This is a genomic window from Flavobacterium sp. DW-iso2 (assembly GCF_058725285.1).
The window spans coordinates 1-23,598 of the sequence record NZ_JBZXDY010000039.1 but is presented as its reverse complement, the minus strand read 5'-3'; the positions used below and the strand labels follow the sequence as shown (position 1 = coordinate 23,598).

Here is a 23,598-nt window from a genome sequence, read left to right as displayed (position 1 = left end):
ACCCTGAGGTCACGAGTTCAAATCTCGTTCTCGCTACACAAACAAACCCTTAAACATCAACTGTTTAAGGGTTTTTTTATTGAAATTCATTCCTCACTTAGTGAGGAACTGGAGTGAGAAAATTAAATAAAATACTAAGGTATCACCTTAATAATGTGAACAATACGTAAACAGACCTCAGGTTCAATAACACTAGTCCTTTTTTTATTTTCATTTTTATATCAAGAAAAAAGTAATGAAATCTGGAATTAAAAACTGAATTAAAAACAGTACCAAAATATAAATATTAAAAAAAAACAAAAATAACGGCGATTATCGCCGTCAATAAAACATTTCACAAACAAAGTAGGACACAGCATCTTTTCATCATGAAGAATGGAATCATCTGACCCGTTCTGGATAATCTGTGATAATCCCATTAACTTTAAGATTGATCATCTCATCAATGTTAGCTTTTTCGTTTACCTTCCATGGGATTAACCTCATCTTCTTTTGTTTTATGGAATCTACAAACGCTTTATTTTTGACCAATTTAAAATTGGGGCTGTAAATCTCCGGTGTAAAATTCAGTTTAGCTATATTCCTGGAAATCCCTTCATCAGAAACTAAATACGCCAGTTCCACTTTTGGATAAATTCGGTTCATTTCATTTAGAATGTTTTCATCAAAGGACTGAATATTTATTTTATTCTCAATTCCTTTTTCCTGAATAACATCCATCACCATTTCAATAAATTTTAAAGGCTTCGGTTGCGATTTGTCATACTCCGATACGATTGATTTTATTTCAATATTGTATTTTACCGATGGAATATTCTGTGATTTTACATAAGTTTCAACGCTGTCAATCACTTCAGAAAGTAAGGGCTTATAACTTTTGATTTTTTCTTGTTCTGGAAAGTTTCTGTTTCCTTTAGACCCAATATCAAACACCCTGATCCTATCATAAGTCATTTCATAAAGATTAAAGTTTTTCTCTTCTGTTTTAGAAATAGATTTTCCCGAAGGTGTTAGTACATATAATGAAGACATATAAGGCTCATGCGAAACGACTACTTTTCCATCTTTCGAAATCACTACATCCATTTCAATAACATCCACCCCTTTTTCTATTGTCTTTAAAAAAGCTGAAATACTATTTTCTGGGGAATGTCCGCGTTGACCACGATGGCCTTGAACTTCAATTTTAAAAGAATCAACTCTCTTTTCGTTGACTGCTTTTTTGTCTTCAGTAATTGATTTGCAGGATGTGCCTGCAATAATGATACAGACTAAAAATAATTTATAAAATTTCATTTTTTTGATTTTATAATTAATTTGTCAACCTGAACCTGATATTAAATAGGCTCAGGTTGACTATTAAAAATGCTTTAAATAAAGAATATTACTCGTTATTTTGCATTTTCCAACCTATAACTACTGTTTCCTTCGAATGTTTTTCCGAACATATTCGTGGCTTTTATTTCGATACGGTGGTCACCAGTTTCTAGATTAGTTGGAATTTTCCCTCTCCAAAGATGCTTGCTTGCTATAGGATTAGAAGAGCGTCTTCCTGGAATTAATTCTTCAGAAAGATCCCATTCATAAACATCAGTCGCATAGGTTGGATCTATTTCTTCTACATACTCCATCACTTTCCAGTCGCCTTGGTCTACACGATATTTTACAGCATCATCCTTACTTCCCATAAAGAAATTTACATAAATACCCGCTTTGGTTCCTCGACCTTTAGCTACTACTTTAGGTGCGAAAATTTCCATCTGGTACTCTTTCGACTTCCCTGCTACTTTGTAATCAAGGCTGTATTTGTTTCCGTTGAAACGAAAAAAAGCATAGCCTTTTGGGGTACCATCACGCATGGTCGAAACTGGAATTCCCGCTTCATTGAGTTTTCCAGAATACCAATCTCCAGAAGTTGTGCCAACATTATACTCATGATGCTGTTTTTCCCGTTGCCATCCTTCTTTTTTGTTGAAAAAATCCTGACGCTGAATGTGGGTATGTGCCGATAGCGAAACGGTATTTGGAAAATCTTTCAAAATTTCAAATAATCGTGCACGGTCTTCATCCCTGAACGTATCTTCTTCGGCAGGCTCTGTTAACGGAATATGGAAAGCCAAAACAATCAGGTAATCTTTAGGCACCTTGTTAAGATCATTCTCAATAAACTTTAGTTGATCTTCCGTGAATCCGCCCCAATACCCTTTTCCGTCTCGAGGATCAGGATACAGAATATCGTCTAGAATTATAAAATGAGTTTTTGCATAATTAAAGGCATAATTTGCAGGTCCAAAATGAGCCTCGAAAGTTTCATCGGCCATTTTATCATTTTTTGCATCAAAATTCAAGTCATGATTTCCAATGACATTATACCAAGGAATCCCTATTTTTTTTACCGTTTGAATATAAGGATTGAACAAGTTCAGGTCATTTCCGACCAAATCTCCCAAACTTAATCCAAAAGGAACATTTTTAATTCCTTCTACCTCGGCAACAATTCCTTTTGCGAAAAAGGCCACTTCCTCTTCTGTATAAGGCTGAGGATCTCCAAAAACAAGTGCCGTAAACTCCTCCTTTTCTTCCTGTTTTATTAAACCAAAATCTACTGATTTTGGAAGTTTTCCAGTAGGTACAATGCCATTAAATTTTAATTCGGGAGAACCCTTAGGTTTATAATTGTAAAAGAATTGGGGTAAATTGTTTTCACTCACATTAATTCTATAATTCGATGGTTTTATTACCGAAATAATTTGATCGTCCGTAAGAGGTAATTCATATTTACCTTTTTTATCTGTAAGAACGACCTCGACACCATTAGTAACAGCTACATTGGGAATTCCATTTTCCTTACGATCCTTTTTGCCGTTTTGATTTGCATCCTCAAAAACATAACCCTGAACATTTGATTGCGCTACAATTCCTATTGAAAATAGCAAAACGCAAATTGATACTATTGATTTCTTCATTTTCTTATTTTTAAAATATTAGTTATCCCACCAAACTTTGGTATTAATATCGTCACTGCCGCCCAAGAGTTCCAGCGCTTTGCGATAATTTTCAGTATTATTTATTTGAACATCCGTATTATATGTAAACCTTGAAGGCATTTCACCGTTGTTTTCCATAGCCGCTGTTTTGGGAAGGACTGGAAATCCAGTTCGTCTGTATTCAAACCATTGCTGATAATCAACAAAATAAAGAGCATAATACTTCTGAAGCATTATTCTTTCTAAAGTTCCATTATAAGATGCCATTGGGTTGTCAAAATAATTTGCTGGCACTACTGCATCCAGTTGCTCCATTGCCGCTTTTACTCCTTTGATGTAATGCACTTCTGGGTTTGCAATAAATCCTTTTTGAGCGACTTCTGCTTTAATAAATTCCACTTCAGAATAGGGTAAAATAACTATTTTCATTGGATTTGTGACTTGCTCTATATTGAAAGTCGAAGCATCATATTTAAATTGAGATTCGGCTCCTTCATAAGCGCTAGGAATTCCTTTGTAACCAATTGGGTTACTATTAAAATCACTGGCAGTAGTAGCAATAATAGGTCTTCGTGGATCTTCTAGAAGGTTCAGGTTGTCAATAAAGAACTCCCCTATTTTTACACTCAACCTGAAATCCTGCGGCCTTCCCCAAGGAGATACATTTGGTGTGACGCCCGTTACCTGAAGTATTGCCGATTCTTGGGTATTTACAAAAACAGGATATTGGGTCGGATTCTGAATCATGCTGGCAAGTTTTTGAAAAGCATTCGTTTCCGTTCTATTCGAGATTCTTAATAATAATCTTAGATGCAATGAGTTTGTGAATTTCTGCCACTTTTTAATATCGTTTTTAAAAAGAATATCATCGGCATAAACCATTGAAATCTTAGAATTATACAGACCATTTGCTCTTTCTAAATCGGCAAGAATGGTTTGATAAATGAATTCCTGTGAATCAAATTGTGGATAAAAATTTCCTTCTTCACCATTTACCGCCTCTGTCATAGGAACAGGCCCAAATATATCAGTTAAATTGGCGTATGCCAATGCTTGCAAAGTGAGAGCAATTGCTTCGTAATTAGAATCCTCAGCTTTAACAGATGCTAATCGCATTTCCTTTATATTGTTTAACCAACGGTAATACCAGTACCAAGAAGAATTCCCAATACTTTGACTGACATCATATCTATGTAATCCTCCTGAAACACTTGGAAAAGGAAGGGAAACTTGCATTAAATCGAAAGTAATACTTGCGCTTCTGTCGGCATTATGAGTCGCTAATCCATAAATAATAGGATTAAGCAAGGTGCCAGGACTAATTTGAGCAATTCGGTTTGGGTCTTCGTTGATTTGTTCGAAATCCTTAGTACAAGCAAGACTCATAAAAAGTAGCGTTAGACTAAGGGATAAAATTTTAATATTTTTCATCTTTATGTTTTTTAAAAGTTCACTTTTAAGTTCATTCCGTATGATGCAGGAGAAGGCATTTGTCCCATTTCAATACCAGGTAAAATAGTATCTCCATTTAAGGCAGCAGTTTCGGGATCATAAATTGGAAAATCCGAAATTACAGCCAAATTTGATCCGAATATAGAAATGTCCATACCCAATATCCCTGACTTTCCTAAAAACCGCTTTGGCAAACTGTATTTCACACTTACTTCCCTTAATTTAAGAAAAGACGCATCAAACGAATTCGATTCTATATTTGCCCTTCTATAATAGCGGTTATACCAATCAGGGGTAATTGCTGCTGTGGTATTAGGAGAATAACTTCCATCCGTATTAAGGACTACACCTTCACCAACTATAACGCCTTCTTCACGTCCTTCTAAGGTGGATTTTAATTTCCCTTGTTGCGTTAATTTATGATGCGTTTGAGAATATATTATTCCCCCATATTGTCCATCTATCATTACATTCAAAGTGACATTCCCTAATTTAAAACTATTTAAAAGTCCCGCTTTCCAGTCTGGACTCGCATCGCCAATCAGTTGTATTTCATCAGGATATGCGGGTAGTCCTTTACTATCATAAACAATTTCACCCTCTGGAGATCGAACAAAACCATAGCCATAAATAGCAGTTGTTGTACCTCCCACTTTTGCAATAAGAGTTGCTGTACCTCCTGAACCAATTTCCTGTTGCCCATTAATCCCATCGGCCAATTCTAAAACTTTATTCCAGTTTTTAGACCAAGTTAAAGTAGAACTCCAGCTAAAATTATTTGCTTTAATTATTTTTCCAGTCATCGTTAATTCTACCCCCTGATTTTTAACGACTCCAGAATTTAAAACTCCAGAACTGTAACCCGTCGTAATATCAAGTGGTACGGAAATAATTTGATTTTTGGTAAGCGTTCGGTATACTGTAGCATCAAAATTTAGCCTGTTATGAAACAACTTTGATTCTAAACCAGTTTCATAACTAGTGGTGATTTCTGGTTTAAAATTTGCATTATATAATGTGGTAGGCACTGTCGCAGAACTAGGAAAAGCATTTTGACTGTAGTATTTACTTGTCTTATACGGATCTGTATCATTACCAACTTGAGCAAAGGAGAACCTATATTTTAGATAATTTACGGCTGAAGGTAAATTAAGAATCTCAGAAAGAATAAAACTTGTATTTATCGACGGATAAAAGAAGGAGTTATTCTCTACTGGAAGTGTGCTCGACCAATCATTCCTTCCTGTTAAATCCAAGAATATTTTTTTATCAAAAGACAGGGAAAATAAACCATACAAACTGTTCACTTTTTTATTCCTGTCATTAGTTGTAATAATAGGATTGCTTACCCCATTTGCCAATTTATAAACTCCAGGCACAACTAGCCCTTCAACAGATGCGTCTGTGCGGCGGTACTTATAAGTCATGGCGTTTCCTCCTGCTGAAAATGACAAACCTAATTTCTTGGTTAAATCTTTATTATAAGTAAGTAAGAAATCCGAATTAACCTCAACTTTATTGATGTCTTGAGATTGATAATATCCCTTAGCATATCGATTGATACTATACGGCCTTTTTTGTTCCCTATCCTGACTATACGTATTTAAAGAAGTCCTTAACATTAACTTCAGATTAGTAGAAAGGTCTATATTGGCAAAAATATTCCCAACAATTTGATCACTCAGCAATGGATTTGTTGCTTCATATGCTATCAGGTACGGATTATCGATATAAGAACTAAAAGGTGCTATTTTTTGAATGTCCTTTTGTCCGTCTAACCATATTGGGCGGTACCAGTCCAAATCGACATTTGGGTTTTGAAAGATCATAAAATAGGCCGCCGAACCGTTATTATATCCAGTTCCAGATAAATTTTGGCTATTCCTATTATTGTAATTAATGACTGATCCAATTTTTATTTTTTTAGAAATTTGATAGTTGGCATTAATAGAAGCAGTGATTCTTTCGAACCCAGTATTAGGCATAATCCATTCGTTTTTTTGATATCCGATAGAAGCTCTCATTGAACCATTTTTATCACCTCCTTGTAGCGTAATATTGTTGTTGGTCGTAATTCCTGTGCGCCAAAAATCCTTTCTATTGTTTTTATAAGGCTGCCATAATTGTCTTTCTTTAGATTGACCTTGCAATTCAGGATCGTATTGGTAGAAATATTGCCCTTCAAATTTAGGTCCCCAAGCACTACTTGTACTGCCTGTATTTCCCCCGTCTGCAGAACTTCCGTAAGAATAATAAGGATCGCCATTACTGTCAAAAGATTTTCCCGTTCCTTGTCCATATTCATATTGATAATCTGGCCATCTTTGAATAACATCTAAGCTAACGCTGGAATTGTAAGTAACCCCCAACCCTTTTGTTTTCTTACCCGATTTTGTAGTGATAATCAATGCTCCATTGGCAGCACGACTTCCATAAAGAGCAGTTGCTCCAGGTCCTTTTAACACAGTAACATTTTCTATGTCATTTGCATTTATATCTGAAATACCATTCCCATAATCTATTGGAGAATCGTCCCCAGTATAAGCACTTGAAGACCCAGAAGTTGTCATTTCATTATTTATGGGAACCCCATCAATTACAATTAAAGCATTGTTTCCGTTCGGATTAAGAGAATTGTTCCCTCTTAGTGTTATTTGTTGGGAATTAATCGGACCCGATCCAGAAGATATAATATTAAGTCCAGCAACTTTTCCTTTTAAACCAGAAGACCAGTTATTGGGAACCGCTTGATTCAAAATATCTGAACCAATAGTGGCTTGTGAAAAACCCAGTCTCTTTTCTTCTCTTTTAATTCCCAGAGCCGTTACAACCACTTCATCGAGTTTATTGGTGTCTTCCGTCATTGTGATTTCCTGAAATCCAGAACTATTGGCTACTACCTCTTTATCTTCAAATCCCATAAAGGAGACAATCAATGTAGTAGATGTCCCAGAAAGATTTAAACTAAACTTACCATCAAAATCGGTAAGAGTACCATTATTGGTTCCTTTTTCCTTTACCAATGCACCAGGCAAAGGCAATCCTTCTTGATCCAATACGACACCTCTTGAAATTTGCTGCGCTACATCCATTTTAATTACTGAAATGGTGTTATTTAACTTTTTAAATTGAAAACCAGTTAATGCACTTATTTTGCCTAAAACAGCTGTAAGGTTTTGGTTTTTTACAACTAAAGTTAGATGTTGTTTTGAAGATGAAATTTTTTCATCGAAAACAAAGGTAACGTCGGTTTTATCTTCAATGGACACAAACACTTCTGTGATTAAGACATTCTTTAGATCAAAAGAAAGGCTTGCTTCATTTGAAATCGAATGATTTACTGGCGAAGCAAATGCTCCAGAAGTTAAAAAGAAGCAGCATAATCGAAAAATAAACGTTTTTGACTTGAAGCCCAAATATTGTTGTACTTTTATATTCATTATAATTGGCTATAAATTATTTATTTGTAGTCTGTTTTTAAATCTGCCCATTTCTGTTCTAGCAGAACTGGGCTTTTTGTTCTATAATCGGCAATTCACTTTTTTTGTTTTTCTCTTATAAGGATTTGGTTTTTTGTTAAAAAATCTATTTCAAGTTCCTTTACAATAGCAATGCTTTTAAGAACATTGCTTAATTTTTCGTTTTTAAATTTTCCAGATATTGTCATTTCCTTTAATTTCTTACTAGAAAAATTGATTTTGATATCATACCAGTTTTCAAGAATTTTTGCGGCATCACCCAAACTGGTATTGTTGAGCACAATGGTGTTTCTAGTCCAGGCGTTAAAATCTTCGCTATTGTCTTTTAAAAGCACAGCTTGACTTCCTGTCATAAAGCTGAGTTGTTGGTTTTTCGTTAGAAATGTTTTTTCTGAAATTTCTTTTATATCCACTTCAACTTTACCGGTGTTCACACTTACCTTGATTCTGCTGTTTTTATAAGCTTCAATATTAAATGAAGTTCCCAAAACCCTAGTCGTGATTTTGTCTGTTTTGACTAAAAATGGTTTCTCGGGGTTTTTTACAACCTCAAAATACGCCTCGCCAGTAAGTTGGAGTTCTCTATTGTTTTTGAAGTTTTTTGAATAGTTGATACTGCTGTTAGAGTTCAGGAAAACGAGACTTCCATCTGGTAAATGAATGGTCTTCTTTTCTCCTTTGGCAGCAACTACCGATATATTTTCATTTTGCAATAGACTGTTTCCTAAAAATGGAATCCCAAGCAAAATGAGTACTATAGCTGCTATTTTTAAGGCTGTGGAATATAGAGGTAATAGCCTCTTTTTGGGCTTGCCGATTTTGGAACTTATTTTTTTTAAGAGCAAATCCCTTTTTTCTTCTGTAAAAGTATAGGGAATGACTTCACCATTGTCCTGGAGCTTTTTGAAAAACTCTTCTACCGCCTGTTGCTCTCCCCACGAACATTTATTTTGGGTATATTTTTTTGCTAATTGTATAAACTCGTCTTTTTGCACTAGATGTCTTTTGACAGATAGTCACATTTTTTAAAGCATCTACGTAGCCTGAAACTGAGTCATAACGTTTTGGTAATATCGCAGATCTCTATTTACCTTAAAGAAACATTCCCGTAATAAGAACCGCTAGATGATAGGTGCCAATGGTTGCTTTTAAATGTTTCAAAGCATTACTAATGTGCTTTTCCACCGTTCGGACAGAGATGTCTAATTGTTCAGCGATTTCAGCACTAGAATAATCCTCAAAACGGCTGAGCATAAAAACCTCTTGACATTTGGGAGGAAGTTTTTTTATTTCATTAAAAATATCTTTTTCAAACTCCTTGTATTCCAAGTCTTTTTCGGTCTTAAAAGTATAGGGAATATTGTGAAGGATTTCTATATGCACAGGGCTGAATTTCAAATCTCTTATGTGATTTGCAATTTTATATTTCACTGATTTTATTAAATAAGCTTCCAAATTTAGAATATTTGCATCATTGGACTTCTCCCATAAACTGATGAAAATTTCCTGAACAATGTCCTCAGCTATTTTTTCGTCATTATATATCTTAAAAGCATAGGAAAAAAGCCTTTTCCAATAGCGGTCAAAAATCACTTCAAAAGCTTGTTTATTGCCTTCTTTTACATATTGTTGCAGTTCACTGTCGCATAAATTTGAAAGTGTGGTTTTCATTTTTTGTGGATTTTTACAAATGAAAACAATCATATAGAAGGAAAGGAACCATTAAGTTTAAGATTTAGTTACCTAAAGATTATTAATTTAAAATGATTCCTTTTGTGATTTCGGGAATTTAGAATAGTTTCATATTTTTTTTAAATAAAGGTTAAACTGAGTGTATAAAAGCTGTTTGGGCCCGACATGGTAGAGTGAGGAAAAAGAATGAGGAAAAGTAAAAAATACGACATAAACCAATTTATGTTCAAAAAAAAAATCGTTAATAATCAGAACTTTATAAAGAAACAAGAGTTATATTTCAATTTTCATAACCCTGAGGTCACAAGTTCAAATCTCGTACTCGCTACAGAAAAAAACCTTAAACAGCAATTGTTTAAGGTTTTTCTAATTTTTGATAAAATCTAAATAACAACACTGATTTTTAAAAAATGAGGAATTTGTGCAAGGAATTTTAATTTTAACAGGCTGCTTTAAATCATTTAGGAATTATTTTTCGATTTTTTGGCTATTTTTTCCAAGGACTAAACGTATCGTGCCGCTACATTCTCCAATATTCCTATTATAAGGAGTGAATCACGTATCTAAAAGAGTAATTGCTTAGTATTGACAAAGTAACTATTAACCTTAGCTGCCTAAAATTTTTTGATTCTTATTTAACAGTAAACACTACTAATTTAGTAAGTAAAACATCCTTGCAATAGTAACCGCAGCCAAGGATTCTTCGTAGATTCTAAAATAGACCCTGCTATCTCTGCGAATACAATAATTCATTCTCATTGCAATATGTGAATAAAAAATTGAGGTTTTTGAATGTTAAATTAGAGGAATGCATAGTACCTTTCTTTACCAAAAACCCTCAAATACTTACCCTCAAAATAATTTTATTGACGTTAAGACCAGCCAATTCTATCTTTCTGCATATTAGGTGAAAATCTAAAGCATCAGAATATTTCACTAAACAAATGATTATTCCTTAGACATCTCGCCACAATTTTAAATAGAACACTTACTTAACATACAGTTTTAGGTATATAAATAATTTTGAAGTAAGAACGTCTTTCAAGCAGTAATCAAAAAAAATAAGCACTTAGGTAAGTATTAACTTTGCGAATCAATTTTAACCAAATTAATATTTTTATATTTGGCCACTTAATATATGTTTTTCCAAACATAATACCCTAAAAAATGAAAAAAATACTTACCCTTTTGGCAATAGTCTTGCTAACTATTAGTGCTAGCGCACAAGAAAAGAAAACTGTTGCTAAAGAAGTAGCAAAAAAAGAAAGTTGCTGCGCGAAAAAAAAATCTGCAAAAAAAATGACCGCAGATGAAATTGCAAAATGCCAAATCAAATGCAAAGCGGAAGGAAAAAAATGTGATGTTGCAATGGCCGATAAAAAATGTGGTTCAAAAGCAATGACTACTGCTGAAGTTGCAAAATGTAAAGCAAATTGCAAAGCTGAAGGAAAAGCTGAAGGAAAAAAATGTGATGCTACTATGGCAGGAACAGAAGAAAAAAAGTGTTGTACTAAAAAAGCATAATTTACTTTTTATATATTAAAAAATGTCTCCATCTGGAGACATTTTTATATTAATATAAGATTCAAACTGATCTATTTTTTTATTCGAACACTCCATTCGAAATCCATCTCAGATACTTGAACTCCTTTTTCGTCAGTTCCTATAGATTTCATCCAGAAGGTCTGCCCCTCGCCTGTTGCTATAGATTCTTGAATAGCACGCTCTATTAAATGACCGTCTTTACAAACAAATGTTATTCTCCCTGTGGCTTTTTTTGTAAAATTTCCTTTATTATTCGCGACCAACATCGATATTTTTTTTCCACTTTTTTGTATTTGATACATCACCAAAGCTCCTGTCGAAAGTTCTGCAGCCATGGCTTGAACTGCAAAATACATCGAATTAAACGGGTTTTGGTTAATCCAGCGGTGCTTTACTGTCACAACACAATCTGTTTCATCAATTTTTTTTACACGAACTCCACAGATAAATGCGGAAGGCAATTTGAAAAATAAAAATTTATTTAGTTTAGACGCTGTAAGTTTCATTATCACTGGTTTTTTTGCTAATGTACAAAAAAACACTATGCGTACATATAATATTATTTTGTTAAAAATATGTTAACTTTTACTACTATGCGATACAAGATACTGTCTTTTAGATATATATTTGCATAAGAAATTACTAGGCACTACTGTTCAACACTAACTGAAAGTTTCAATCATCAACCAAAAAATCAAAAATCAAAAAAATGGAAGCAACTACTGAAAAAAACATCGCCACTTTTACGCACCTGAGCGCATTAACACAATACTTTATTCCTTTTGGGAATTATATTTTTCCAATCGTACTTTGGACTTCAAAAAAAGACAAGTCGGAATTTGTAGATTACAGTGGGAAACAAATACTAAATTTCCAGTTGAGTGTGTTACTATACACCATAGCGCTCGCACTTATCGCAATTCCTATTTTAATTATAACCATCTTTAATAATGTCTCTTTGAATGCCATGATTCACGAGGAGAGTTTTGTAATCGATCATATTAACTTTGAAAACAACGTAGCATTAATAACACTGGGGTTAACAACTGTATTTGTTTTTATTTGTTTAAAAATAGCCGAGTTCTTTCTAATCATTTATGCTTCTATAAAAACATCTAATGGTGAGAAATACAAATACCCAATTACGATTCCTTTTATCAAATAGGGAGTCATTAGCCCGGATGGAAGCGGCATCCTTTTTTGTCTTTAACTTGTTTCAAGACAAAAAAGATATAGCGGACAGCGGGACACGAGCGAAGCGAATTGGCGAAGCAAATAGCTCCAGAAGAAAAGAGTACTAGGTAATATGAGATTGCTTCGTTCCTCGCAATGACAAATCATCAATCAAAAAATGAATAGTTTAATCAACGAAAAAATCAAAAAAACGAATTATGAATATTGAAAACACAAAAGCCCAGATGCGCAAAGGTGTTCTCGAGTTTTGCATCTTATCTGTATTGAAAGAAAAAGATGCCTACACATCGGAAATATTAGACACTTTAAAAAACGCAAAATTACTAGTGGTAGAGGGAACCATTTACCCGCTGCTTACCAGATTAAAAAATGACGGACTGTTAAGCTACCGTTGGGAAGAATCAACTTCGGGACCACCTAGAAAATACTATGGTCTTACTGAAATAGGACAAACATTTTTAAACGAACTTACCACTACTTGGACTGAATTGTCTGATGCTGTAAACCTAATCACAAACCAAAAATAATAGCCATGAACAAGACTGTAAATATAAACCTAGGCGGAATGTTCTTCCATATAGACGAAGATGCATACCTAAAACTAACACGATATTTTGACGCCATAAAGCGATCGTTATCTAAATCATCTGGACAAGAAGAAATTATAAAAGATATTGAAATGCGCGTTTCGGAACTACTGACCGAAAATCAAAAAACAGACAAGCATGTTGTAGGTCTAAAAGATGTAGATCAAGTAATTGCCGTTATGGGGCAACCAGAAGACTATATGATAGAAGAGGATAACCACGCTTCACAAAACTATAACAGTACTACAACAAGAAGAACAAAAAAACTATACCGAGATACTGAAAAAGGGATGGTAAGCGGAGTTTCTGCTGGACTAGGACATTATTTTGGAATTGATGCTGTATGGGTTAGAATCATCTTTATTCTCTTAGTATGGGGAGCGGGAACAGGAGTTCTTGCTTACATTATCTTGTGGATCGTTGTTCCTGCTGCAGTGACAACGTCAGAGAAACTGGAAATGACTGGAGAACCCGTTAATATTTCGAATATCGAAAAAAAAGTAAGGGAAGAATTTGAAAATGTTTCCGACAAATTTAAAAATGTTGATTACGACAAATATGGCAACCAAATAAAAAGTGGAGCCGAAAAAATAGGAAGTTCTTTTGGTGATTTTATTATGACGGTTTTTAAAATTTTCGCTAAATTTCTTGGGGTCATCTTAATTATGACTGGCTTAGCCACATTAATGGCCTTATTTATAGGAATGTTTACTTTAGGATCTTCGTCTTTTATCGACTTTCCTTGGCAAGGTTTTATAGAAGCAGGAAACTTCACTGACTACCCTATATGGGCTTTTGGACTTTTGATGTTCTTTGCAGTTGGTATTCCGTTCTTTTTCTTGACAATATTAGGATTCAAACTATTGGCTCCAAATATGAAATCTATTGGAAATATTGCTAAATATACTTTGTTAGCACTATGGTTGATTTCAGTTGCATTAGCTATTTCTATAGGTGTAAAACAAGCAGCTGCATTTGCAGCTGACGGAAGAGTAGTTCAAAAAGAAAATATTATCCTAAAACCATCAGATACGCTTTACATTAAATTCAAGCACAATGATTATTATGCTAAGAATGTTGATGATCGTGATGATTTCAAAATCGCACAAGATGTTACAGGAGCAGATGTAATCTATTCCAATGACGTTAGATTTAGAATAGAAAAAACAGATGAAAAATTACCTTATATTCAAATTGAAAAAGAGGCTAAAGGAAAGTCTCTATCTGAAGCAAGAAAAAGAGCAGAACAAATAAAATACAGCTATAAAATTGAAGGAAATCAATTAATTTTAGACAACTATTTAATTACCGATTTAAAAAATAAATTTCGTGATCAAGAAATAGAGATTACTTTATACTTACCAAAAGGGACATTATTAAGACCAGACGATTCTATGAAAAACTATGATCGTACAGATGAGGATTACTTTTTATGGAATCCAAATTCTAGCAATGAAATCTACAGAGTAGAAGACAATAAGGTAAGATGTTTAAACTGTACTGATGATGAAAGTGAGTACTATGATGAAGATAACGAGAACAAATCAATTAAGATTACTGAAAATGGTGTTTCTATTACAGATGATAGTGTCAACGTATCCAATAGCAATATTAAAGAGTTGAAAATAAATAAAGATGGTATAATTATAAAAACAAGATAATCATGTTAAAACTCATCACAATAATAACTAAATTCATTCTGGTAGCATTAACTGCATTATTATTTGCATCCTGTAACCATTCGATAAACATAAAATCCATCACAGGAAGTGGTCATGTTACTACTGAGAACAGGACGGTTCAAGGAGATTTTAAAAGTGTCGAAGTTAGCAATGGTATTGATCTAATAATTGAGCAATCAGACAAAACGGAGATTACCGTTGAAGCTGATGATAATTTACAAAGAAGCATCACTACTACAGTCGAAAATGGAGTACTTATCGTTGCTTGTGATTATAATTCTTTTATAAATATCGAGTCAAAAAAAGTAACTGTTAAAATGCCTGTTATTGAAGCTTTGAAAGCGTCTAGTGCTTCTTCGATAAACAGTACAAACACACTAAAGAGTGAAAATATTATTCTTAGGACTTCAAGTGCTGCGTCAATGAACCTAAAGGTGAAATCAGACAATATAAGTTGTAAGTCCAGTAGCGGGAGTTCCATAAATATTGAAGGAATGGCACTAAGTCTCGAGACTACTGCTTCCAGCGGAAGTGATATTGATGCAAAAGACCTACTTGCTAACGAGGTAAATGCAACAGCATCAAGTGGAGCAACTATTAGCGTTCATCCTATTGTAAGTTTAAAAGCCAAAGCTTCGAGTGGTAGCAATGTTGACTATAACACTACCCCAAAATCAATCGAAAAAAGAGCGAGTTCTGGAGCAAGTATAGACAAAATTTAACTTTTTATTTGTCAATTAATAACTGAATCATCCATCAAAAGTGGATGATTTTTTTATATTTGTAATAATCATAACAAAAAATAAAATGAAAAAATATATAGTCATCACGCTACTTGTACTGTCAATCACTCTGGTTTCTGCACAAAAAAAAGAAAAAATAAAAGGTTCAAAAACCGTTACGACTGAATTAAGGGAAACTGGAAATTTCGACTCCCTTGAACTAGAGGATAACCTTGAAGTCTATCTTGAAAAAGGAGACAAACCAGGAATAAAGATTGAAGCAGATGATAATCTTCATGATATAATCTCAATGGATTTAAGAGATAAAACCCTTCGAATTTACACTTCTAAGGAAGCGACAAAATATAGAAAACTGATAGTAAAGGTTACTTATACTAATGAATTAAAAAGTGTCTCTTCAAAAAACGATGCTGTTGTAAACGCTATACAAGAAGTGCAATTGGACTCTATTACTTTTAAAAGCATCGATTATTCTAAACTGTTTTTGAATATCAATACAAAGAATTTCGTTTTACAAGCGGATGATAAATCAAAAATGGAACTGAATGTAAAATCTGAAAAGGTAAAAATTGTATTGAGTAAAAATGCTGATTTAAAATCCTTAATTACTACTACTAAACTAACATGTGATTTATATCAAAAATCTAAAGCAAACATAGAAGGTAGCGCTACGATTGGTGTCATTCGTCTGGATAACAATTCTGATTTTAAAGGAGATAAATTGACTGTTAAAGAATTAGAATTAATTGCTGAGAGTTACTCTAAAGCTAGTGTAAACGCACAAACATCTATAAGCATAAGTGCTGGAGAGAAATCTGAAATTCAACTATATGGCAACCCAAAAATTGAAATACGAAAATTTGCTGACGAAGCCAAATTACTTAAAAAGGTAAAATAAAACACCTCGTGCAGAGCCCACGAGGCATTAAAATTCCAATAAAATAAAACGAGGCATCGCGTGGGGGTATTACAGTCCGAAAGAGAAATAAAAAGGCCCCATTACATAAGTAAATGGGGCCTTTTTTTATTGAAAACTTGTTCTTTCGAATAGTAATTGTTCTTTCGAATTTAGTCCTTAGAAGCTAAATATCTTTCTGCATCTAGTGCTGCCATACAACCTGTCCCTGCAGCCGTAATGGCCTGACGATACACATGATCTGCTGCGTCTCCAGATACAAAAACACCTTCAACATTTGTTTTTGAAGATCCCGGAGTATTAATGATATAACCAGTTTCGTCAAGAGAAATAAAATCTTTAAAAATATCAGTATTTGGTTTATGTCCAATCGCTACGAAGAAACCAGTTGCTGGAATCTCAAATTCTTCATTTGTAGTTTTGTTCAACGCTTTTACACCCGTAACTACTTGTTCATCTCCTAAAACTTCAACGGTATCATGATTCATCAGAATCGTAATGTTTTCTGTTTTACGAACACGAGCTTCCATTATTTTCGAAGCTCTAAATTTTTCACTTCGAACTAACATCGTTACTTTTTTACAAAGTTTAGACAAATAATGCGCTTCCTCGCAAGCTGAATCTCCAGCTCCTACAATAACTACTTCTTGATTTCTATAGAAAAAACCGTCGCAAACTGCACAAGCAGAAACACCACCACCCATTTTTAAATAGTGCTGCTCAGAAGGTAAGCCTATGTATTTAGCGGATGCTCCGGTAGAAATAATTACAGTTTCACAATGCAATTCTTTAGTTCCATTAATCCAAACTTTATGAACATCTCCCGAAAAATCAACTTTAGTTGCCCAACCGTCACGTACATCAGTACCAAAACGCTGTGCTTGAGCTTGTAAACCCACCATCATTTCTGGACCAGTTATCCCTTCAGGATTTCCAGGCCAATTTTCCACTTCATTAGTTGTAGTTAATTGACCTCCGGGCTGCATTCCTTGGTATAAAACTGGATTCATATTTGCTCTTGCAGCATAGATTGCAGCAGTATATCCTGCAGGACCAGAACCTATAATAAGGCATTTTATTTTTTCGATTGTATCAGACATAGTGAAATTTTATAATTATTTTAAACAGTACAAAAATAAGTCTTATTTAATGGAATACAGAAACGGAATAATCAGTTTTTGCTATTCTACAATAAAAAAATCCTAACTGTCGAAACAGAGAGGATTTTTCATTAGGCAGAAAGGGGCTAAACAACTCCAATATGTTATTAAAAATTAATTTGTTACTATTTTAATCGCACTATTAATAATTCATTACGCAACTTCTTCTTAAAGAAATTTTATCGACCAGATAAATATTAAAAAATAAGTTTTAAATGCCTAATTAATTTGATTTTAAGAGTTCATTTTGAAAAGTCTGCAAACTCTTTCCAACTTCTAATGAATGCCCTAATTCTGATAAAGCACGCTCCAAGGCTCCTAATACAGCTAAAAGATCATTTGGAGAAACCGAACCCATATGACCTATTCTAAAATAAGTGGTTTTTATTTCTGGTAGTAATCCCCCTGCTATAATTACATTACTATCCACCATTTTAGAACTTAATGCGGCTCCGTCTATACCTTGAGGATAATATACTGCTGTTAAGGTATTGGCAGCTATTTCAGTAGTTTTAGGTAATATAGTTAGGTTCAAGGAAGCTATTGCGGCTCTAAATGCTTTTGCTAAACTTTGATGCCTCTTCACCCTTTTTTCGATACCTTCTTTACATATAATTTTCAAACTAGTTTCTAGAGCTACAATTAAATTAACTGCTGGTGTCCCGAAATACGAAGGTCTTCTTTCTTCATAAGCTTTCATTATGGGTAACCAATTGCTCCAATCTGCATAATAATTAGGCACAGGCGTTTTTCTATTTTCCCAAGCTTGCATCGCTTTTTCTGAAACCATCAATAGCGCAAGTCCTGGCGGTACACCAATTGCTTTTTGAGATGCAGTTAAGACAACATCAAGCTCCCATTCGTCCTGATTTAACTCTTCACCCGCAACCGAGCACACACCATCTAAAATACTTAATGTATTATATTTTTTAGCTAATTGGACTATAGGTTTCGGATCTACTATTATCCCCGTAGAAGTATCTACATGCGTAATAGTCAGCGCTTTATATTGTTTATTTTTTAGTTCGTTTTCTATGACTTCAAGAGGAACAATTTCACCTAATGGCGCCTCTAAAAGCGTTGTATTTGCACCATAGCAATCTAAAATATCTTTAAATCGTTTACCAAAATAACCTGAAGAAATTACCAATACATTATCTCCTCGTTCGATGATATTGGCGGCAGCCATATCCATAGCCAGTGTACCAGTTCCTGCAACAATAAAGGGTTGTCCCTTTGGAGACATCCAAACTTCTCTCATTAGCTCAAGGCTCTTTCCGAAAATTTCAATAAAATCTGGAGCTACATGACTTGTCGTAGGTATTCCCATTGCTTGCAAAACTTCTGGTTCAAATTCTATAGGACCAGGAATCATCAGTAATTTTCTAGCTTTCATTTGATTTTTATTTTATTTTAATAAATTATTTTTGCTTACCAATATTCCATCGCCATCTGCATAGATGTAGTCCTCTGGAATAAAAGTAATTCCTCCAAATTTAACTGGAATATTGATCTCTCCTAAATTACGCTTCACACTTTTGACAGGAGAAGTGTTTAACGCTTTTATGCCAATATTCATTGAGTTAATGACAGCACTATCACGAATACAACCATTCACAATAATTCCTTCCCAATTATTCTGTATTGCCAAAGCAGCTAATTGATCACCTATTAATGCGCAACGTAAAGAGGCACCACCATCAATTACGAGCACTTTATCTTTTCCGTCAGATTCTAATTGCTTTCGAACTAATGAGTTGTCTTCAAATAACTTGATAGTCATAATTTTTCCTGAAAACATCTTTTTGTTCCCAAAATGATTAAAAATAGGATCCACACAACTAAGAAGTGTTTCATACTTATCCCAAAGATCAGCTGTTGTAAACATATTTTCTAGTAATAAATTAAGAATTGTTTAGTTTATAAAATTTGAAAAGGCAACATGCGTACATGTTGCCTTTATCAATAAATAGAATAAAAATTATTTTTCTAAAACAAGTTCTTCTTCTGTAACATTTTTTTTGATTTCAAACTGCTCACTTGTATTCTTCTGTCCACCAGCTTTTAAAGCTTTGTCTCCAGCAAAGAATGTTTTATGATCATCACCAAGATCTGAACCTGCCATACGTTGGTGTTTTACACAAGAAACACCTTTGCGAATTTCTTGTCTCTGAACCCCTTTAACATAAGCCAACATGCCTTCTTCTCCAAAATAGCCTTGTGTTAAGTCATTCATATGAAGTGCTGTAGTATGGTATGTAGGTAAGGTAATTAAGTGATGGAAAATCCCAGCTTCTCTTGACCCATCTGCTTGGAAAGTTCTAATTTTATCGTCTGCACGATGACACAATTCAGAATCATCATATTGTGCATCCATTAAATTATTTCTATCATAGCCAGTCATATTGTCTCCTTCTGCAAGCATTTCTTCATACACTTGATTACGGAAGTTTAATGTCCAGTTGAAAGATGGAGAGTTATTATAAACCAATTTAGCATTAGGCACAACGGCTTTAACTCTATTTACCATTTGAGCAATTTGCTTAACATTTGGAGTATCCGTTTCGATCCATAACAAATCTGCTCCGTTTTGTAAACTAGTTATACAATCTAACACGACTCTATCAATGTTTGAGCCATCTTTAAATTTATATAAACCATTTGCTAATCTCACTGGACGTACTAATTTACCATCTCTTTTAAGGAGCACATCATCTTCTTTGGCATCATTAAGAGCTATTTCATCTGCTTCTACAAACGCTAAATATTTAGAAGCTAAATCTCCAGACTCTTTACTAACTGGAAGCTTTTGAGTTAAACCAGCACCTTCAGAATCTGTTCTAGCTACAATAATTCCGTCTTCGATACCTAATTCTAAGAAAGCATATCTAATTGCATTTAATTTATCAATAAAATCTTCATGAGGTACAGTAACCTTTCCATCTTGATGTCCACATTGTTTCGCATCTGAAACTTGATTTTCAATTTGAATAGCACAAGCTCCAGCTTCAATCATTTTTCTAGTTAACAAATAGGTAGCCTCTTCATTCCCAAAACCTGCATCAATATCAGCAATAATAGGAACTATATGTGTTTCAAAATTATCAATTTGATTTTGCACATCTTCCCCGTTTTCAAGTCTTCTAAATAAATCATTTAACTCAATAGCATCTGCTTGACGTAAGAAATCATAAATTTCTTTGATTAATGCTGGAACAGCCGTTTTTTCATGCATTGATTGATCTGGTAATGGTCCAAATTCTGAACGTAATGCAGCAACCATCCAACCGGAAAGATAGATATATTTTTTACTTGTTGTTTTATGATGCTTTTTCACAGCTATCATATTTTGCTGAGCCACAAAACCATGCCAAGAACCTAGTGATTGTGTGTATTGAGATGAATCTGCATCATACTGTGCCATATCTTTTCTCATAATGGCTGCAGTATATTTAGCGATATCTAAACCTGTTTTAAAACGATTCTGAGTTGCCATTCTAGCGGCACTTTCAGGATTTATTGCATTCCAAGTTTCTCCATACTTTTTTTTAAGGTCTCTCACAGTTTCTAATGCAGAACTGTAATTGCTTTGTGCTAAATTTTTCATAATTTTGTTTTTAATTATTAAGGTTGTTCTAGATTTTTATAATTAAGTCTCGTATACTATTGGAGTAGTTGCGGGACATTTTTTTTAAATGTATTGATAGGCTGGAAGCGTTAAAAACTCTTCAAACTCTTCGGAAATTACTAGCTTATTAAAAAGCTCGATAGCTAATTCAAACTTGCTATTCTTTATGTTTTCTTCGCCAAATTCGGTAATGAGTTTTTCTATTTCATCATCAAAAATGTCTTTGTACAAAGTCATATTAAAAGTTCTTCCGTCTTCTATAACAACTTCATTATGTAGCCATTGCCAAACTTGTGTTCTTGAAATCTCTGCTGTCGCAGCATCTTCCATTAAATTATAAAGAGCAACAGCGCCATGACCTCTTAGCCAAGCTTCCGTATATAAAATACCAACATTAATGTTTTTTCTAATCCCTTCTTCAGTTACCGTACCTTTAGGTATTTCAACCAAATCTTGTTCTGTTATGTTTACATCATCCCTAGTTACATGCAACTGGTTAGATGTTGGCATATGTTTGTTAAATTCTGCCATAGCTACTGCTACCAATGCAGGATGTGCAACCCAAGTACCATCATGTCCATTTTTCACTTCACGCTCTTTATCTTTTCGTACTTTTTCTAAAGCAGCATCATTAGCTTTTTCATCATTTTTAATCGGAATTTGAGCAGCCATTCCGCCTATCGCAAGTATCCCTCTTTTATGACAGCGTTGTATAACCAACTTTGAATAGGCATCCATAAATGGTGTAGTCATGGTTACTTGATCCCGATTTGGAACTACAAAATTTGCATGATTTCTAAATTTTTTGATGTAAGAAAAAATATAATCCCAACGTCCACAGTTTAAACCAACAATATGATCTTTAAGTTCGAAAATTATTTCATCTAACTGAAAACTTGCTGTAATTGTCTCCACTAATACAGTTGCTTTAAAAGTACCATTTGGTACTCCTAAATATTCTTGCGCAAATTCAAACACTTTGTTCCACCAACGCGCTTCTAAATAATGTTCTAATTTTGGTAAATAGAAATACGGTGCAGTTCCATTTTGCATCAATGTTTGCGTATTATGGAATACATACAAGCCAAAGTCAACCAAACTTCCAGAAGCTCGTTCATTGTTAATTATAATGTGTCTTTCGTCTAAATGCAGACCTCTTGGCCTAACAAGTAAAACAGCCGTCTCTTGATTTAGTGTGTACGATTTATTACGTTTTATATCAACTAAGGAAATTGTTTTTCTATTAGCATCTATTAAATTTTGTTGTCCTTCAATAGTATTTTTCCAACTAGGAGCATTACTATCTTCTAAATCCGCCATAAATGTTTTGGCTCCAGAATTTAAAGCATTGACAATCATTTTTCGCTCAACAGGACCAGTAATTTCTACACGCCTATCCTGCAGATCTTGCGGAATTGCACCTGCGGTCCAATTTCCATCTCTTATAGCTGCAGTTTCTTTTGGAAACTCTGGAAACTTTCCGCTATCAAAAATTGTTTGTTGTACAACTCTACGTTCTAATAGCTGCAATCTCTCAGCATTAAATTTCTCATGCAGCGCAACAATAAATGCTAGCGCTTCATCAGTTAGAATTTCTGGATAGTAATTAGTTACCTCTTTAGAAAAGTTAATTTTCGATTGTCTTAATAGCGTGCTTTCCATAGTACTTATATATTTATAGTACAATAGTATAATAAAGTTTTTAATAAAACAAGCGAACGTTCGTTAAATTTTGTTTTTCTCAAAAAAATACATGTTCGCAATAAATATACCGCTTACTTTTTATGGAAGATCCTTACATTAAATCTATAATTCAATTATGTCAAGAACCTATCATTCGCCTTATGTTTACGCTTTTGCTCTAGAAAAATAAAACCATACATGTGAATAGTAAAATCGTTCTTCTGTGTTCCCGAAGGTCGCGCAGATTTCAAATACTCTTTATGCCACTTGATGAGTTCAGCAACCGATTATCGATTTTCTTTTAACTCTGAAAAATGTGATAACAGAGCTCCACTTTTCGCTGGCATTATTGCTACCAAAACAAACCTAACATCAGCATTTTACAACACAAAAAGGACTTATAAGACAAAATTTCCTTCTCCAGCCTCTGATTTAACAAAAACCAAGTCTGAGATTACCCTATAGAGACTTATAAAATTTAAAAACAACTGCAGTTCCTTCAATTACAATAAAAAATAATACTCACTGGGGATTGTCTTGATAAAAACGATTCAACAACGAAACCTGAGGAAGAAATTTCGGAAAAAATTTAAAAATTTGTCGATCTAGCAATTTGTGATGACCTCAATAGACCTTTTGAAATTCATGCTACCTGATTTTTTAGTTAACCACTTTGAGGTAGTTTCTGCTAATAACACAGAAGAAATATTGCACCTATATTTTGATGAGAAAATAAAGCCTCCAAAAGAGTTTGATACCCTTGAATTAGTATAAAAAGGCTTCTTTGATGAAATTACAGTTCAGGATTTTCCTATTCGGGGACATCAGGTATATCTGCATATTACTCGCA

The 23,598-nt window shown here is 33.9% G+C and carries 18 protein-coding genes; 6 read left to right on the top strand and 12 right to left on the bottom strand.

Annotation, left to right across the window (positions count from 1 at the left end; translation table 11 throughout):
* Positions 1–381: 381 nt before the first annotated feature.
* The 6 genes from AC4PRO_RS17240 to AC4PRO_RS17215 all read right to left on the bottom strand — a co-directional run bounded on the left by AC4PRO_RS17240 (position 382) and on the right by AC4PRO_RS17215 (position 9,589).
* Positions 382–1,296 (bottom strand): glycerophosphodiester phosphodiesterase family protein, encoded by a 915-nt coding sequence (locus tag AC4PRO_RS17240; protein ID WP_492118258.1) that lies wholly within the window; start codon positions 1,294–1,296, stop codon positions 382–384.
* Between the two features lie 95 nt (positions 1,297–1,391).
* Positions 1,392–2,966, bottom strand: a complete 1,575-nt coding sequence (locus AC4PRO_RS17235) for a calcineurin-like phosphoesterase C-terminal domain-containing protein (protein ID WP_492118257.1) — start codon at positions 2,964–2,966, stop codon at positions 1,392–1,394.
* A gap of 18 nt (positions 2,967–2,984) precedes the next feature.
* Positions 2,985–4,418 carry a SusD/RagB family nutrient-binding outer membrane lipoprotein gene (locus AC4PRO_RS17230; protein WP_492118256.1) on the bottom strand — a complete coding sequence of 478 codons (1,434 nt, stop codon included), beginning with the start codon at positions 4,416–4,418 and terminating at the stop codon, positions 2,985–2,987.
* Positions 4,419–4,429: 11 nt separating this feature from the next.
* Complete coding sequence (locus AC4PRO_RS17225) at positions 4,430–7,879, bottom strand: SusC/RagA family TonB-linked outer membrane protein (RefSeq protein ID WP_492118255.1); 3,450 nt, start codon at positions 7,877–7,879, stop codon at positions 4,430–4,432.
* Between the two features lie 95 nt (positions 7,880–7,974).
* Positions 7,975–8,913 (bottom strand): FecR family protein, encoded by a 939-nt coding sequence (locus tag AC4PRO_RS17220; protein ID WP_492118254.1) that lies wholly within the window; start codon positions 8,911–8,913, stop codon positions 7,975–7,977.
* Positions 8,914–9,010: 97 nt separating this feature from the next.
* Positions 9,011–9,589, bottom strand: coding sequence for an RNA polymerase sigma factor (locus AC4PRO_RS17215; protein ID WP_492118253.1), 579 nt, complete (start codon positions 9,587–9,589; stop codon positions 9,011–9,013).
* Positions 9,590–10,777: 1,188 nt separating this feature from the next.
* Here AC4PRO_RS17215 and AC4PRO_RS17210 point away from each other — a divergent pair.
* Positions 10,778–11,134: a hypothetical protein gene (locus tag AC4PRO_RS17210; RefSeq protein WP_492118252.1), complete on the top strand. Its 357-nt coding sequence runs from the start codon at positions 10,778–10,780 to the stop codon at positions 11,132–11,134.
* 71 nt (positions 11,135–11,205) lie between these two features.
* On the opposite strand, the gene AC4PRO_RS17205 is transcribed toward AC4PRO_RS17210, so the two are convergent.
* Positions 11,206–11,661: a DUF4442 domain-containing protein gene (locus AC4PRO_RS17205; RefSeq protein WP_074723413.1), complete on the bottom strand. Its 456-nt coding sequence runs from the start codon at positions 11,659–11,661 to the stop codon at positions 11,206–11,208.
* A 203-nt stretch (positions 11,662–11,864) separates the two neighbouring features.
* On the opposite strand from AC4PRO_RS17205, the gene AC4PRO_RS17200 reads away from it, so the two are divergent.
* The 5 genes from AC4PRO_RS17200 to AC4PRO_RS17180 all read left to right on the top strand — a co-directional run bounded on the left by AC4PRO_RS17200 (position 11,865) and on the right by AC4PRO_RS17180 (position 16,259).
* Positions 11,865–12,320 carry a DUF4870 domain-containing protein gene (locus tag AC4PRO_RS17200; RefSeq protein WP_492118251.1) on the top strand — a complete coding sequence of 152 codons (456 nt, stop codon included), beginning with the start codon at positions 11,865–11,867 and terminating at the stop codon, positions 12,318–12,320.
* Between the two features lie 226 nt (positions 12,321–12,546).
* Positions 12,547–12,876, top strand: coding sequence for a PadR family transcriptional regulator (locus AC4PRO_RS17195; RefSeq protein ID WP_074723411.1), 330 nt, complete (start codon positions 12,547–12,549; stop codon positions 12,874–12,876).
* A gap of 5 nt (positions 12,877–12,881) precedes the next feature.
* A complete protein-coding gene (locus AC4PRO_RS17190; protein WP_074723410.1) occupies positions 12,882–14,597 on the top strand; it encodes a PspC domain-containing protein in 1,716 nt (571 codons plus the stop codon).
* Between the two features lie 2 nt (positions 14,598–14,599).
* On the top strand, positions 14,600–15,340 hold the full coding sequence (locus AC4PRO_RS17185; protein ID WP_492118250.1) for a head GIN domain-containing protein: 741 nt from the start codon (positions 14,600–14,602) through the stop codon (positions 15,338–15,340).
* 85 nt (positions 15,341–15,425) lie between these two features.
* Positions 15,426–16,259 (top strand): GIN domain-containing protein, encoded by an 834-nt coding sequence (locus AC4PRO_RS17180; RefSeq protein ID WP_492118249.1) that lies wholly within the window; start codon positions 15,426–15,428, stop codon positions 16,257–16,259.
* 170 nt (positions 16,260–16,429) lie between these two features.
* Here AC4PRO_RS17180 and trxB read toward each other — a convergent pair whose 3' ends face one another.
* The 5 genes from trxB to aceB form a co-directional block, all read right to left on the bottom strand.
* Positions 16,430–17,377: a thioredoxin-disulfide reductase gene (gene trxB / locus AC4PRO_RS17175; protein ID WP_074723408.1), complete on the bottom strand. Its 948-nt coding sequence runs from the start codon at positions 17,375–17,377 to the stop codon at positions 16,430–16,432.
* Positions 17,378–17,660: 283 nt separating this feature from the next.
* Complete coding sequence (locus AC4PRO_RS17170) at positions 17,661–18,833, bottom strand: pyridoxal-phosphate-dependent aminotransferase family protein (protein WP_492118248.1); 1,173 nt, start codon at positions 18,831–18,833, stop codon at positions 17,661–17,663.
* A gap of 12 nt (positions 18,834–18,845) precedes the next feature.
* Positions 18,846–19,325 (bottom strand): ribonuclease E activity regulator RraA, encoded by a 480-nt coding sequence (gene rraA, locus AC4PRO_RS17165; RefSeq protein WP_074723406.1) that lies wholly within the window; start codon positions 19,323–19,325, stop codon positions 18,846–18,848.
* 93 nt (positions 19,326–19,418) lie between these two features.
* Positions 19,419–21,044 (bottom strand): isocitrate lyase, encoded by a 1,626-nt coding sequence (locus tag AC4PRO_RS17160; RefSeq protein WP_492118247.1) that lies wholly within the window; start codon positions 21,042–21,044, stop codon positions 19,419–19,421.
* 84 nt (positions 21,045–21,128) lie between these two features.
* Positions 21,129–22,727, bottom strand: coding sequence for a malate synthase A (gene aceB, locus AC4PRO_RS17155; protein ID WP_074723404.1), 1,599 nt, complete (start codon positions 22,725–22,727; stop codon positions 21,129–21,131).
* Between the last annotated feature and the right edge of the window lie 871 nt (positions 22,728–23,598).

Excerpts from the sequence above, each read along its gene's own strand:
- AC4PRO_RS17205 (WP_074723413.1), bottom strand. The coding sequence starts at position 11,661 with ATGAAACTTACAGCGTCTAAACTAAATAAATTTTTATTTTTCAAATTG.
- AC4PRO_RS17215 (WP_492118253.1), bottom strand. The coding sequence starts at position 9,589 with ATGAAAACCACACTTTCAAATTTATGCGACAGTGAACTGCAACAATAT.
- AC4PRO_RS17225 (WP_492118255.1), bottom strand. The coding sequence starts at position 7,879 with ATGAATATAAAAGTACAACAATATTTGGGCTTCAAGTCAAAAACGTTT.
- AC4PRO_RS17160 (WP_492118247.1), bottom strand. The coding sequence starts at position 21,044 with ATGAAAAATTTAGCACAAAGCAATTACAGTTCTGCATTAGAAACTGTG.
- AC4PRO_RS17170 (WP_492118248.1), bottom strand. The coding sequence starts at position 18,833 with ATGAAAGCTAGAAAATTACTGATGATTCCTGGTCCTATAGAATTTGAA.
- AC4PRO_RS17180 (WP_492118249.1), top strand. The coding sequence starts at position 15,426 with ATGAAAAAATATATAGTCATCACGCTACTTGTACTGTCAATCACTCTG.
- trxB (WP_074723408.1), bottom strand. The coding sequence starts at position 17,377 with ATGTCTGATACAATCGAAAAAATAAAATGCCTTATTATAGGTTCTGGT.
- AC4PRO_RS17195 (WP_074723411.1), top strand. The coding sequence starts at position 12,547 with ATGAATATTGAAAACACAAAAGCCCAGATGCGCAAAGGTGTTCTCGAG.
- AC4PRO_RS17230 (WP_492118256.1), bottom strand. The coding sequence starts at position 4,418 with ATGAAAAATATTAAAATTTTATCCCTTAGTCTAACGCTACTTTTTATG.
- AC4PRO_RS17210 (WP_492118252.1), top strand. The coding sequence starts at position 10,778 with ATGAAAAAAATACTTACCCTTTTGGCAATAGTCTTGCTAACTATTAGT.
- rraA (WP_074723406.1), bottom strand. The coding sequence starts at position 19,325 with ATGTTTACAACAGCTGATCTTTGGGATAAGTATGAAACACTTCTTAGT.
- AC4PRO_RS17185 (WP_492118250.1), top strand. The coding sequence starts at position 14,600 with ATGTTAAAACTCATCACAATAATAACTAAATTCATTCTGGTAGCATTA.
- AC4PRO_RS17240 (WP_492118258.1), bottom strand. The coding sequence starts at position 1,296 with ATGAAATTTTATAAATTATTTTTAGTCTGTATCATTATTGCAGGCACA.
- AC4PRO_RS17190 (WP_074723410.1), top strand. The coding sequence starts at position 12,882 with ATGAACAAGACTGTAAATATAAACCTAGGCGGAATGTTCTTCCATATA.
- AC4PRO_RS17235 (WP_492118257.1), bottom strand. The coding sequence starts at position 2,966 with ATGAAGAAATCAATAGTATCAATTTGCGTTTTGCTATTTTCAATAGGA.
- AC4PRO_RS17200 (WP_492118251.1), top strand. The coding sequence starts at position 11,865 with ATGGAAGCAACTACTGAAAAAAACATCGCCACTTTTACGCACCTGAGC.
- aceB (WP_074723404.1), bottom strand. The coding sequence starts at position 22,727 with ATGGAAAGCACGCTATTAAGACAATCGAAAATTAACTTTTCTAAAGAG.